Origin of the sequence: Sellimonas catena, from assembly GCF_027924685.1 — a bacterium.
In the GTDB taxonomy this organism is placed as follows: Bacteria; Bacillota; Clostridia; order Lachnospirales; family Lachnospiraceae; genus Sellimonas; species Sellimonas catena.
In genome coordinates this window covers 1-13036 of the sequence record NZ_BSBO01000004.1, presented here as the reverse complement: position 1 = coordinate 13036, position 13036 = coordinate 1, and the positions used below count along the sequence as shown (strand labels likewise).

The window sequence follows — 13036 nt, the reverse complement described above, 5'->3', positions numbered from 1 at the left end:
ACGTGGGCATATGCTGAGAATCGGGATGCTGACAAGCGGCGGTGACTGCCAGGCACTCAATGCCGCAATGAGAGGTGTGGCAAAGGGGATTTTTGCCAAAGTAAAAGATGTGGAAATTTACGGATTCAGAGATGGCTATAAAGGATTGATTTATTCTACTTTTGATATGATGACCGAGAAGGATTTCTCCGGTATTCTGACACGCGGAGGTACAATCCTTGGTACTTCCAGACAGCCGTTCAAACAGATGAGAGTAATCGGTGAGGACGGAGTGGACAAGGTAGAGGCGATGAAGCACACCTACCATAAACTGAATCTGGACTGCCTTGTCATCCTTGGCGGAAATGGGACTCATAAGACAGCCAATCTGTTGAGGGAAGAAGGATTAAATGTAATTACGCTGCCAAAGACGATCGACAATGATCTCTGGGGTACGGATATGACGTTTGGTTTCCAGAGTGCGGTGGATATCGCGACAGATACGATTGACCGGATTCATACAACAGCCACATCCCACAGCCGCGTATTTATCATAGAAGTAATGGGGCATAAAGTAGGATGGGTGACGCTGCATGCAGGGATTGCCGGAGGAGCGGACATTATTCTGCTTCCTGAGATTCCGTATGATCTGAATGTGATCGCAGAATATATCAAAAAGCGTTCAGCGGCAGGAAAACGCTTTACGATCATTGCTGTCGCTGAAGGAGCGATTGCCAAGGAGGAGGCTGAGCTTCCGAAGAAGAAATTAAAAGAACTTCAGGAAAAGAAAAAAGCAAAATATCCGTCCGTTGCCTATGAACTGGCAGAGAAGATCGAGAGCAAGTGCGACAAGGAAGTCCGTATTACGGTTCCGGGGCATACACAAAGAGGAGGATCCCCGTGCCCGTATGACAGAGTTCTTGCGACAAGGCTTGGCGCGGCTGCGGCAGAGATGATTCTGCGTCATGAGTACGGCTATATGGTTGCCATCAAGGAGGGCGAGACATGTAAAGTTCCGCTCAAAGAGGTTGCCGGAAAGCTTAAGACAGTAGATCCGAAAGCGAAGATCATCAGCGAAGCACGTACAATCGGAATCAGCTTTGGCGACAAATAGATTGAGGAAGAATCAGGAAAAATCAGACAAGGAGAATGAATTATGTCTTATACTGCCTTATACAGGAAGTTCCGACCAGCAGAATTTGAAGACGTAAAGGGGCAGGACCATATTGTAACTACATTAAAAAACCAGATCAAGTCAGGAAGAATCGGACATGCATATCTGTTCTGCGGGACAAGAGGGACGGGAAAGACAACGGTGGCAAAGATCTTTGCAAGAGCGGTCAACTGTGAGCATCCGGTAGACGGAAGCCCGTGCGGAGAGTGCGATATGTGCAGAAATATCGCGGCGGGAACTTACATGAACGTAGTGGAGATCGATGCGGCATCCAACAATGGTGTTGACAATATCCGGAGCATCCGGGAGGAAGTCGAGTACCGGCCGGCTCAGGGCAGGTATAAAGTCTACATCATCGACGAGGTCCATATGCTTTCCATCGGGGCGTTCAACGCGCTTTTAAAGACGCTGGAGGAGCCGCCGGAATATGTGATCTTTATTCTGGCGACGACCGAGGTTCACAAGATTCCGATCACTATCCTGTCAAGGTGCCAGAGATATGATTTCAGAAGAATTACGATTGATACGATTGCAGCACGTCTGAATGAACTGATGAAAAAAGAAGAGGTGGAAGTAGAGGAGCGGGCCATCCGCTACATTGCGAAAGCGGCGGACGGTTCCATGAGGGATGCACTGAGTCTTCTGGACCAGTGCATTGCCTTTCATATCGGAGAGAAGCTTACCTACGATAAGGTGCTCAGTGTTCTGGGAGCGGTGGACACGGATGTATACAGTGCCCTGCTGCGCAGAATGATTGACCGGGATGTCAAAGGCGTGCTTCAGACGGTAAACGATCTTGTGATGGAGGGAAAAGAGCTTGCCCAGCTTACCACGGATTTCACATGGTATTTAAGAAACTTGCTATTGGCAAAGAGTTCTGATAATATGGAGGATGTGCTTGACGTTTCAACAGAAAATCTGGCACAGTTAAAAGAAGAAGCACAGATGATAGAAAATGACGCTTTGATGCGTTATATCAGGATTTTTTCAGATCTGAGCAATCAGCTGAAGTACGCTACACAGAAGAGAGTCCTTCTGGAAGTGGCATTGATCCGGATCTGCGTTCCGCAGATGGAGACGCGCCAGGATACGATTCTGGAGCGGATCCGCGCACTGGAGGAAAAGGTGGAGAAGGGTCTTGTGGCGCAGGCACCTCCTCAGGGATACAGGGCGGCGGATGGCCCAACGGCACAGGAAATGCCGGGAGAGATGCCGGTACAGCCGAGGGAGGTTCCGAAGGCGCTTCCGGAGGATGTAAAGGAAGTAGTAAAAAATTTCAGAATGATAGCAAATGATGCATCCGGAATGCTCAAAGTTTATCTCAGACAGGCAAGGCTCAGTGTTGGAAATGCAGGCCAGCTTCAGATTATCCTTCCGGATGATCTGGCGGCAGGCGTTGTCGGGACCGAAGACCATAAGAAGGAGATTCAGGATCTGATCGTAGAAAGGACCGGAAAGAAAGTCGAAATCGAGGTCGGGAAGGTCGAGCAGGGCCGCAGATTTGAGGACAGCTATATAGATCTGGAACAGCTGATCCATATGGATATCACAGTGGAAGATTAGGAGGAAGATAATATGGCAAAACGTGGAGGTTTTCCTGGCGGAGGTATGCCGGGGAACATGGCGAATCTGATGAAACAGGCGCAGAAGATGCAGCGTCAGATGGAAGAACAGGCTAAGGAGCTGGAGACAAAAGAGTTTTCTGCCACAGCAGGGGGCGGAGCAGTCAAGGTGACGGTATCCGGCAAGAGAGAAGTGTTAAACGTAGAACTTCAGGAAGAAGTAGTGGATCCGGAAGATATCGAGATGCTTCAGGATCTGATTGTAGCTGCGGTAAATGAAGCGCTGCGTCAGGTGGATGAGGCTAATTCTTCCGTAATGAGCAAACTTACGGGAGGACTTGGCGGAGGTATGCCAGGATTATTTTAGTCCGGGAGTGAGAAAAGAATGGAGTACTATAGTAACCAGATCAGCCGTCTGATTGAGGAGCTTTCCAGACTTCCGGGTATCGGGCCGAAGTCGGCACAGAGACTTGCGTTTCATCTGATTCACATGCCGAAGGAGCAGGTGGAAAAACTTGCCGAGACGATGGTCAGTGCGAGAAACAATGTCCGGTACTGCAGGGAGTGCTGCACTTTGACGGATGACGAGCTCTGTCCGATCTGTAAAAATGAGCAGAGAGACCACGGGACGATCATGGTGGTGGAGACGCCGAGAGACCTGGCCGCTTATGAAAAGACCGGAAAGTACAATGGTGTGTATCATGTGCTTCACGGGGCGATTTCCCCGATGCTTGGAATCGGACCGGGAGACATTCGTCTTAAAGAGCTGATGATCCGGCTGGAGGGAGATGTCAATGAGGTCATTGTCGCGACCAATTCTACGCTGGAGGGAGAGACTACAGCTATGTACATCAGCAAGCTGATCAAGCCGACAGGGATCAAGGTGAGCAGGATTGCAAGCGGGGTTCCGGTCGGAGGAGATTTGGAGTATATCGATGAAGTGACGCTTCTTCGCGCCCTGGAAGGACGTACGGAGCTTTAAGAAAAAAGGGATTGCAAAAGCCGCTGACTTCTGTAGATCCCTTTCCTTTTGCGGTGAGAGGAGACGGCTTGAATCCGCGCGCGCAAGGAAAGCTGCGCCACCTTGTCAGATGGGAGGAAGAGGATGAAGAAAAAGAAGATCACATCGACAGACATCGCAAAGGCAGCGGGCGTATCCCAGTCTACAGTTTCCATGATCCTGAATAAGAAATACAATGTTTCTTTTTCCAAGGAGACGGTGGAAAAAGTGGAGAAGACAGCGGCGAGGCTTGGCTATCAGCCGCCGAAACGAAAGGTCAGAAAAGAAAGCAGAAAAGAGAAACTGCTTGTTGTATTCTGCTCCAACCTGACGAATCCTTACTATGTCATGCTGCTGCAGGGAATTGAGACAAGAGCCAAGGAAGCGGGATTCGGGCTTTTTATCTGCAATACCCAGAGAAGCCTGAAGATGGAAGAACGGTATCTGCGCATGATGCCGGAGCTTTCGCCGCTTGGTATCATTTACACATGTAATCCAAGCAGATGCTATATGGACATGATCGAGGATCTGGCAGGAAAGATTCCGATTGTTGTGGTAAACAATCAGAATGAGCAGATGAGCGTGGATGCGGTGGAGCTTGATAATTCCAAACTGGGACGTCTGATGGCGCGCCATCTTCTGGAGCTCGGTCACAGGGATGTGGCGTATATCGCGCCGCCGCTCACGATCCGGCAGAAGCAGCGTTCCAAGCGGGTGGAAGGCTTTCTGAAAGAGTTTGACAGGCAGGGGCTCAAAGACCATGTCATCATCAAAGCGGCTGATGAGGCCTATGATATGAATGTGGCGAATATCGATTCCGAATATAAGATAGGCTATGATCTGACGAAAGAACTGCTGGCGGAGCAGCGGGAGGTTACGGCCATTGTCGGACTGAACGACATGATTGCATTCGGGATTCTGGACGCGCTCCAGGAAGAAAAATATAAGGTTCCGGGGGATATCTCGGTGATGGGATGCGATAATACATTGTTTGCCAGGATGCATAAGGTATCGCTGACGACGGTGGAGCATTTTGTTGTATTTAAAGGAAGAGATGCGTGTGATATTATTATGAAAAAAATTGCTGCCGGAACAATGAAATATTCCGGAATCGAACCGGTGAGCACATACCATGTGGAGTATGAGCCAAAGCTTATCGTAAGAGGCACCACATCCTATCCGAAAAAATTAAATTAATGAATTCCTGAAAAATATTAATAATAAAAACGGGGATGAAATTGATATAATGTTCATAAAATGGCCTGATAAGTGGCTGTTTAAATGAATCAAACATAAATTTTACATAAAACAAACGAAAAATCAGGGATGAGCAATTAATAAAAACCAAATTATTAATTTATAAAATTACTAATAAAAAACCGGCGGTATTGACCACCTTATTTCGAGGTTTTATAATGAAATCAAATGATAACCATGAACCCAAAATAAGGAGGAACACAGAACATGAGATTTTTTGTTGACACAGCAAACGTGGAAGAGATCAGAAAAGCAAATGATATGGGAGTGATCTGCGGAGTAACGACAAATCCGTCTTTGATTGCAAAGGAAGGCCGTGATTTTAACGAAGTAATCAAAGAGATCACATCTATCGTAGACGGACCGATCAGCGGAGAGGTAAAAGCGACCACGACAGATGCAGAAGGCATGATTGCAGAAGGACGTGAGATTGCAAAGATTCATCCGAATATGGTAGTCAAAATCCCGATGACAGTAGAGGGATTAAAGGCAGTGAAAGTTCTTTCTGCAGAAGGAGTAAAAACAAATGTAACACTGATCTTTACAGCAAACCAGGCGCTTCTTGCGGCAAGAGCCGGCGCAACCTATGTATCTCCGTTCCTCGGACGTCTGGATGATATCTCCGTGAAAGGGTCAGAACTGATCGAAGAGATTGCGGAAATGTTCGCTGTTTCCGGAATCGAGACACAGATCATCGCTGCAAGCATTAGAAATCCGATCCATGTGACAGAGTGTGCGCTTGCAGGAGCAGATATTGCGACAGTACCGTACAAAGTAATTGAACAGATGACACATCATCCGCTGACAGATGCAGGAATCGAGAAATTCCAGGCTGACTACAAAGCGGTATTCGGAGAGTAATTCTCCGGAGAAAAAGAGACAGGAGGCATTGTCATGGACAATTTAGAATTACAGAAAACTGCCAATGAAGTCCGCAAAGGCATTATCACTGCAGTTTATAATGCAAAATCCGGACATCCGGGCGGATCTTTATCTGCGGCAGACATTTATACCTATCTTTATTTTGAAGAGATGAACATTGATCCTGAGAATCCGAAGAAGGCGGACAGAGACCGTCTCGTGGTTTCCAAAGGACATACATCACCGGGTTACTATTCCGCCCTTGCCCACAGAGGATTCTTCCCGGTAGAAGATCTGAAGACATTCCGTCATGTAGGTTCTTACCTGCAGGGACATCCGGACATGAAACACATTCCGGGTGTGGACATGTCAAGCGGATCCCTCGGACAGGGAATTTCTGCGGCAGTCGGAATGGCCATTTCCGCGAAATTATCCGGAGATGACTACCGTGTATACACACTGGTCGGAGACGGAGAGATTCAGGAAGGACAGGTGTGGGAGGCATCTATGCTTGCAGGTCACAGAAAGCTTGACAATCTTGTTGTGATCGTGGATAACAACAACCTTCAGATCGACGGAACAATCGAGGAAGTCAACTCTCCATACCCGATCGACAAGAAATTTGAGGCCTTTAATTTCCATGTGATCAATGTGGACGGGCATGATTTTGATTCATTAAGAGCAGCATTCAAAGAAGCAAAAGAGACTAAGGGAATGCCGACAGCAATCATCGCAAAGACAGTTAAGGGAAAAGGAGTTTCCTATATGGAGAACCAGGTATCCTGGCACGGCTCCGCTCCGAATGAAGAGCAGTATAAAGTCGCAATGGAAGAATTAGAGAAAGCAGGTGAAGCATTATGTCAGAAGTAAAGAAAATCGCAACACGGGAAAGCTACGGTAATGCTTTGGTAGAACTTGGAAAAGAGCATGAAGACGTGATTGTACTGGATGCGGACCTTGCCGGCGCGACAAAGACAGGAACCTTTAAGAAGGCATTTCCGGAGCGCCACATTGACTGCGGAATCGCAGAGGGAAATATGATGGGAGTTGCGGCAGGTCTTGCAGCGACAGGAAAGGTTCCGTTTGCAAGTTCTTTTGCCATGTTTGCGGCAGGACGTGCATTTGAACAGGTGAGAAACTCCATCGGATATCCGAAGCTCAACGTCAAGATCGGTGCAACCCATGCGGGTATCTCCGTAGGAGAAGACGGAGCAACCCATCAGTGCAACGAGGACATCGCCCTGATGAGAACGATTCCGGGAATGACCGTGATTGTGCCTTCTGATGATGTAGAAGCAAAGGCGGCAGTAAAAGCGGCATATGAGCACGAAGGACCGGTTTATCTGCGTTTCGGACGTCTGGCTGTGCCGGTGATCAATGACAATCCGGACTACAAATTTGAACTTGGAAAAGCTATCACTCTGCGCGAAGGAAGCGACGTGGCAATCATCGCAGCAGGACTTGAAGTAAATGAGGCTCTGGTAGCGGCAGAAAAGCTTGCAGAAGATGGAATCCAGGCAGAAGTCATCAATATGCACACCATCAAACCACTGGACAGGGAAGCTGTTTTAAAAGCAGCTGAAAAGACCGGAAAGATCGTGACAGTGGAAGAACACTCTGTCATCGGCGGACTTGGTAGCGCTGTCTGCGACGTAGTAGCTGAGACAGCATGTGCAAAGGTCATGAAAATCGGTGTCAACGATGTCTTCGGAGAATCCGGACCGGCAGTCGAACTGATCAAAAAATACGAACTGGACGGCGAAAGCATCTATAAGAAAGTAAAAACGTTCGTAGAGAAATAGAGAAAATAAAAAAAGGGCCCTCCCGCATTTGCGGGAGGGCCCTTTTGTCTGCATTTGCGGGATTGTTATGCGAACCAGTAGCCGCTGTAGTCGTATTTAAAGACACGGTACCACCAGGTAGCTCCACTTCCCGTTAAGGTCTGGATCAGGTTGTGGTCCTGATCAAATTCATTTGCCTCAAAGGCGCTTCCACTGTCCGTCAGAAGATTGTCACCAACCTGCTGTACGGAGCTGACGTAGCCGGAATAGGTGACAGGGACGCTGTCAACAAGTGTAAAGGTTCCGGCAGTTTCATCGACAAGATATTTATAATAATAGGACTCATCCCCTTCGGTTCCGGAATAGGTGCCGTCATAATTTTCATCACTGTCATAGTCGTAGTCACGGGTGCTGATTGTAGCATTATTGTTATTGTACATGGTCAGATAATACTGTCCGTCGGATAATTCATCGGAAGTCTCATAGGTCACGCAGTGCTGTCCTGCCTGGAGCGTAAAGTCTCCAACCTGCTCAAGAAGAAGATTTTCATATCCGGTTCCCTCCCAGAACTGGTCGGAACTGATGAGATAATCCACGGTCGGACTGCCGTAAATATCGCTGATCTTGATGATGCTGGATGTTTCCCGGGAACTTAGAATCCAATCATATCGGAAATGTTATTCTGATAATCCAGCGTATAAACGGTGTCGATATCATCTTCGGAATCCAGTGTCAGGACTCCTTCGTTTTCAATTTCCGTTTCAGAAGTATCAGAAGCGGCTGCAGCGTCCCCGGCCGTCCCGGAAGAATCAGAGCAGGCAGTCAGCATACAGCCGCTTAAAAGAATACAAAGACATGTAGATAGTAGTTTGGGTTTTGCTTTCAAAATATATCACCTCCATCATAATTCTGTAATAATTATGTGAAGGATTCGTAATCACTTCTTGAGAAAACTGTGATTTTTGAAAGTCAAAAGGAAGGCGGAATGAATGATGACAAACACAGAGCCTGCATTGTGTACTAACGCGCCGACAACCGGGTTTAAAATTCCAAGGATGGCAAGAATGATCGCGAGAAAATTCAGTGCCATGGAAAAGGTGAGGTTGCAGCGGATTGTAAACATCATTTTCCGTGACAGGGCAATCAAATGAGGAAGTTCCCGGATGTCATCATTTACGAGCGCGATATCTGCCGCATCCACAGCGATATCACTTCCAACCCCGCCCATTGCAATCCCGACAAATGCTTTTTTCAGAGACGGAGCATCATTGATTCCATCCCCGATCATGCAGACTTGTATCTGCCGTTTCTGGGACTGTTCAATCCAGGAAAGTTTCTCCTGCGGAAGACAGCCGGAGTAAACTTCTTCGATGTGCAGCACGTCTGCAATGTGCGCCGCGGCATTTCGGTGGTCTCCGGTCAGAAGAACTGGAGATACGCCGGTAGACTTGACCTGGCGGATGGTTTCGGCAGCGTCTTCCCGGAGGGTATCGGCAAGAACGAGAAATCCGGCAGCCTTGCCGTCAACAGCTACGTAAATAACTGTGCATCCCTCATCCAGCCAGGAAGAAGCCCGGGCAGGGAGCTCGTCCGAAAATGTATCCGTATGCTCTTTTAACAGCTGCTCATTTCCCGCAAGAATGGCGTGTCCACCCACTTTGGCAGATACTCCGCGTCCGGGAATCATGTGAAATTCTTTCGGAGAAGCCGGGGCAGACTGTGTCTGTTTCTGAAAATCAGAGACGACCGCCTTGCCGAGAGGATGCTCGGAGCGAAGCTCGGATGAAGCCGTAAGACGGAAAAGGTCCGTGTCTGAAAGTCCTGGAAGAATACTGTGGATGGTCTCTACATGCAGATTTCCCTCGGTCAGTGTTCCGGTTTTGTCAAAAGCGATCTTTTTTACCATGGAAAGCCTCTCAAGGGCATCTCCTTCCCGGACAAGAAATCCATGTTTGGTTGCGTTTCCGATGGCTGCCATAATGGCGGTAGGGGTGGCAAGAACAAGGGCGCACGGGCAGAATACAACAAGAATTGTTACGGCACGGATGATCTCACCGGTGAAAAACCATGTAAGAACAGCCGACACAAGAGCAATGATGACAATCCAGGTGGCCCACCTGTCGGCAATTCCGACAATCTTTGCCTTTCCGGCATCGGCAGACTGCACAAGACGGATCATTCTCTGGATAGAGCTGTCTTCACCTACCCTCAGTGCTTTCATATCAAAAGAGCCGTAGAGATTGACAGTGCCGCTTGAGACATCATCGCCGGCCTCTTTGTCGACAGGGAGAGATTCTCCTGTCATGACGGCCTGGTTGATGGAAGTCTGTCCGGATGTAATGATGCCGTCCACGGGAATTGTCTCGCCCGGAAGAACGCGCAGCAGATCGCCGGCAATTACATCGCTTGCAGGGATGATTTCTTCACCGCCGGAAGTAATCCGCCTTGCTGTCCGCGGCGTGAGATGGACAAGCTTCTCAATCCCGGCACGGGCTTTTGAAACAGTAAGATCCTCCAGAAGAGCACCAAGCTGCATGATGAAGGCCACCTCGCCGGCCGCAAAGTCTTCACCGATGATCAGGGAAGCAATCAGCGCGATAGAGACAAGCACATCGGCCTTGATGTCAAAGGCCGTCACAAGACCGATGACTGCCTCCAGTATGATCGGTATTCCGCACAGGATCACGGAAATCCATGCCAGATCAAAAGGAAAGGGACGGATCCCGAAAAGACTCGCAAGAAGAGCCGCAAGTGATATGGAAAGAAAGATGATATCCTTTTTGATTCCGCCCCATTCCAGAATACGTTCCAGTGTTTTCATAAGTATTCTTCTCCTTTCTTTATACCCATACAGGTATATGTTTAAGAAAATTATACCTATAGGGGTATGGGTTGTCAAGGAAGAAAAAAGGAAAGCAGCCGTTCTGAAACAGCTTCCCAGTTGATGATATGGAACCAGTTGTCGATATAGCTGCTGCGTAGATTATGATATTTCAGATAATATGCATGTTCCCAGACATCCAGAGGGAGTACCGGGTAGAAACCGAGTGTGAGCGGATTGTCCTGATTCGGAAGAGCCATGATGGCGGGAGAGCCGTCCGGACTGATAACCAGCCACGCGCAGCCGGATCCGAACTGTCCAAGGGCGGCCGTCTTCATGTCCGAGAAAAATTGCCGGCCGGTGTCATAGTATTCCAGGATGGCCGGAGCAATTTCCTGTCCCGGCGGGGCCATGAGATCAAAGTAAAGGTCATGGCTGTACACACCGCCCCCATTGTTGCGTACAGAAGTACGAAGAGGCTCCGGAATATCTTCCAGACGGGACAGGAGCTTTGTCAGTGTCCAGGAATGATACTCGGGAGCATTCACAAGAGCGTCATTCAGATTATCCACATAAGTCCGAAAATGCCTGTCATGGTGCAGACACATCGTCTCGCGGTCGATAAACGGCTCCAGCGCATCATACGGATAGGGAAGCGGCGGAAGATGAAAAGGCCAGGTCATTTCTGTAATCAAGGTTTGATACCTCCTTTTGCTGTTCTAATGACAATATAAGCAGATATCGGAAGAGAAATGACAAAACCGGTTTATTTTTCAGATCATGTTTGCAAAACGTTCAACAGCTTTTGTAAATTTTGCAATCGTTTCATCAGCGTCTCCGTGTTCGATTCCGTCGCGTACACAGTGCTGAATATGGCCCTCCAGAACGACCTGACCCGCTTTGTGGAGGGCGGATTTAGCAGCATTGATCTGCGAGAGAATGTCTTCGCAAGGAACGTCTTCATCAATCATCCGGTCGATGGCCTGGACCTGGCCGATGATTTTCCTGAGACGGCGGTGGAGATTTTGAGAATCAATACATTGTTTCATAGTAATGCCTCCTTCTCATACCGTTAGGGGTATATGTATTCCATAATTATCAGGTATAATAAGAAGAATGTCAAGGTACGCCGGGTAAAGATTGTAAATTTTTGAATTTTAATCAAATTTATGTGTAATTCGCGTACTAATATGGTATAATTCTGTTAAATAAAAATGAAAGGGGCGTTCCTTATGAAGTTGATTTTTGCGGTTGTACATGACGATGATACGAATAAAGCCGTCAGGCATCTGAATGAAAAGAAATTCCGCGTGACAAGATTATCCAGTACCGGAGGATTCCTGAGACGGGGAAATACAACATTGATGCTTGGTGTGGAAGACGAACAGGTGGAAGAAGTTTTTGAAATTCTTCAGGAAGAATGTGCAAAGAGAAAACAGGTGGAAGTAACGACACCATATCCGCAGGGAGACCTGTCTATGATCAGTTATTCCTATATCCCGATTACCGTTGAAGTCGGCGGTGCCACGGTATTCGTACTGAATGTGGAACAGTTCAAGAGAATCTGACGGTCAGAGTAAAAGAGAGGCGCAAAGTTGACAAAACACGCCCTGGGAAAACAAAATACATGAAAAATACCGGAAGACTTGTGCAAAAAGACACGAGTCTTCCGTTTTTTTCGCCGGATGTGTCGTATTTTTCTTGGAACCCGCTGACATAAAGCGATAAAATCAGCGTTACCGCTATGATATGATGAGAAAAAATATGAATATGAGGTGAGAATATATGGAAAAACAATTTCCGAAAAATGTACGTCAGATAGGGAATGTATGTGACAGTCCCAAGATTTATGTGGAAGACTATGTAGATACATTCTTGAACCAGCTTTGCGATAAAACGGATGAAGAGCCGAAAGGGGCTTTCCTGATCGGAGAAACAGGACAGGTAGAAGATCAGGACTGCGTATATATATCGGGAGCCGTCAGGATATCGGAGATTGTAAAAAATGAAAATCAGCTGAATCTCGCGGAAGCTGCCGTAGAAGCGGGAATGAAAGACTGTAAGGAATATTTCGGCAATCAGTCGCTTGTCGGGTGGTTTCTGATTGACCCGTCCAGAAAGCCGGGCACGGATGAAGCGCTGGAGAAGATACATAAAACGTATTTCGGTGAAGAGAATACGGTTTTTATTATGAAAGATCCGAAAGACAGAGAAGAAAAGTTTTATGCCTATAAATATGAAGAACTGATGGAAATCAATGGACATTACATTTATTATGAAAAAAATCCGGAGATGCAGAATTATATGATTTCCTCACGGAAAGAAAACAGGATTACTCCCAGTGAATCTATTGCGGATCGGGCTGCGAAGGATTTTCGCAGTATCGTGAAAGCAAAACTGGAGAAGGCGGACCAGAAGCAGAATAACCGTTTCCTCTATGCGGCAAGCACATTTCTTTTGCTTGTTATTCTGATGTTAGTGTATAATTATTATTGGCAAAAATAGGAATTTTTCCTAAATAAAAAGGGAAGCAGAGAAAATCCCTACTTCCCAATCATACAGTTTTTCTTTATGATGTTAGTTGCAAAATAAAACACGTAA

The 13036-nt window shown here is 47.3% G+C and carries 15 protein-coding genes; 10 read left to right on the top strand and 5 right to left on the bottom strand.

From position 1 onward, the window contains the following. The first annotated feature begins 10 nt into the window (after positions 1-10). From Selli1_RS02725 to Selli1_RS02690, 8 genes are all read left to right on the top strand, one after another. The gene (locus Selli1_RS02725) at positions 11-1093 is read left to right on the top strand and encodes a 6-phosphofructokinase (RefSeq protein WP_087168865.1); all 1083 of its coding nucleotides are present in this window, start codon (positions 11-13) and stop codon (positions 1091-1093) included. Between the two features lie 42 nt (positions 1094-1135). Beyond that, on the top strand, positions 1136-2716 hold the full coding sequence (gene dnaX, locus Selli1_RS02720; protein WP_087168806.1) for a DNA polymerase III subunit gamma/tau: 1581 nt from the start codon (positions 1136-1138) through the stop codon (positions 2714-2716). A gap of 12 nt (positions 2717-2728) precedes the next feature. Continuing rightward, a complete protein-coding gene (locus tag Selli1_RS02715) occupies positions 2729-3082 on the top strand; it encodes a YbaB/EbfC family nucleoid-associated protein (protein ID WP_087168805.1) in 354 nt (117 codons plus the stop codon). 18 nt (positions 3083-3100) lie between these two features. Next, the gene (recR, locus tag Selli1_RS02710) at positions 3101-3697 is read left to right on the top strand and encodes a recombination mediator RecR (RefSeq protein WP_087168804.1); all 597 of its coding nucleotides are present in this window, start codon (positions 3101-3103) and stop codon (positions 3695-3697) included. Positions 3698-3820: 123 nt separating this feature from the next. Further along, a complete protein-coding gene (locus Selli1_RS02705) occupies positions 3821-4912 on the top strand; it encodes a LacI family DNA-binding transcriptional regulator (RefSeq protein WP_118636865.1) in 1092 nt (363 codons plus the stop codon). A 267-nt stretch (positions 4913-5179) separates the two neighbouring features. Further along, on the top strand, positions 5180-5833 hold the full coding sequence (fsa, locus tag Selli1_RS02700) for a fructose-6-phosphate aldolase (RefSeq protein WP_087168802.1): 654 nt from the start codon (positions 5180-5182) through the stop codon (positions 5831-5833). Between the two features lie 33 nt (positions 5834-5866). After that, positions 5867-6703 (top strand): transketolase, encoded by an 837-nt coding sequence (locus Selli1_RS02695; RefSeq protein WP_087255446.1) that lies wholly within the window; start codon positions 5867-5869, stop codon positions 6701-6703. Next, complete coding sequence (locus Selli1_RS02690; RefSeq protein WP_118636863.1) at positions 6691-7635, top strand: transketolase family protein; 945 nt, start codon at positions 6691-6693, stop codon at positions 7633-7635. Before Selli1_RS02695 ends, Selli1_RS02690 begins: the two co-directional genes overlap by 13 nt. Before the next feature lie 65 nt (positions 7636-7700). Here the strand turns inward: Selli1_RS02690 and Selli1_RS02685 are convergent, their stop codons facing one another. The 5 genes from Selli1_RS02685 to Selli1_RS02665 all read right to left on the bottom strand — a co-directional run bounded on the left by Selli1_RS02685 (position 7701) and on the right by Selli1_RS02665 (position 11484). After that, on the bottom strand, positions 7701-8228 hold the full coding sequence (locus Selli1_RS02685) for an aryl-sulfate sulfotransferase (RefSeq protein ID WP_281872292.1): 528 nt from the start codon (positions 8226-8228) through the stop codon (positions 7701-7703). A gap of 38 nt (positions 8229-8266) precedes the next feature. Then, a complete protein-coding gene (locus tag Selli1_RS02680) occupies positions 8267-8500 on the bottom strand; it encodes a hypothetical protein (RefSeq protein WP_281872264.1) in 234 nt (77 codons plus the stop codon). A 51-nt stretch (positions 8501-8551) separates the two neighbouring features. Beyond that, positions 8552-10435: a heavy metal translocating P-type ATPase gene (locus tag Selli1_RS02675; protein ID WP_281872263.1), complete on the bottom strand. Its 1884-nt coding sequence runs from the start codon at positions 10433-10435 to the stop codon at positions 8552-8554. 74 nt (positions 10436-10509) lie between these two features. Beyond that, positions 10510-11130 (bottom strand): superoxide dismutase, encoded by a 621-nt coding sequence (locus tag Selli1_RS02670; RefSeq protein WP_242959086.1) that lies wholly within the window; start codon positions 11128-11130, stop codon positions 10510-10512. A gap of 78 nt (positions 11131-11208) precedes the next feature. After that, positions 11209-11484, bottom strand: coding sequence for a metal-sensing transcriptional repressor (locus tag Selli1_RS02665; protein WP_087168796.1), 276 nt, complete (start codon positions 11482-11484; stop codon positions 11209-11211). 183 nt (positions 11485-11667) lie between these two features. On the opposite strand from Selli1_RS02665, the gene Selli1_RS02660 reads away from it, so the two are divergent. Both Selli1_RS02660 and Selli1_RS02655 read left to right on the top strand, forming a co-directional pair. Further along, positions 11668-12003, top strand: coding sequence for a cyclic-di-AMP receptor (locus Selli1_RS02660; protein WP_281872262.1), 336 nt, complete (start codon positions 11668-11670; stop codon positions 12001-12003). A gap of 217 nt (positions 12004-12220) precedes the next feature. After that, positions 12221-12940 carry a hypothetical protein gene (locus Selli1_RS02655; protein ID WP_281872261.1) on the top strand — a complete coding sequence of 240 codons (720 nt, stop codon included), beginning with the start codon at positions 12221-12223 and terminating at the stop codon, positions 12938-12940. Positions 12941-13036: the final 96 nt, after the last annotated feature.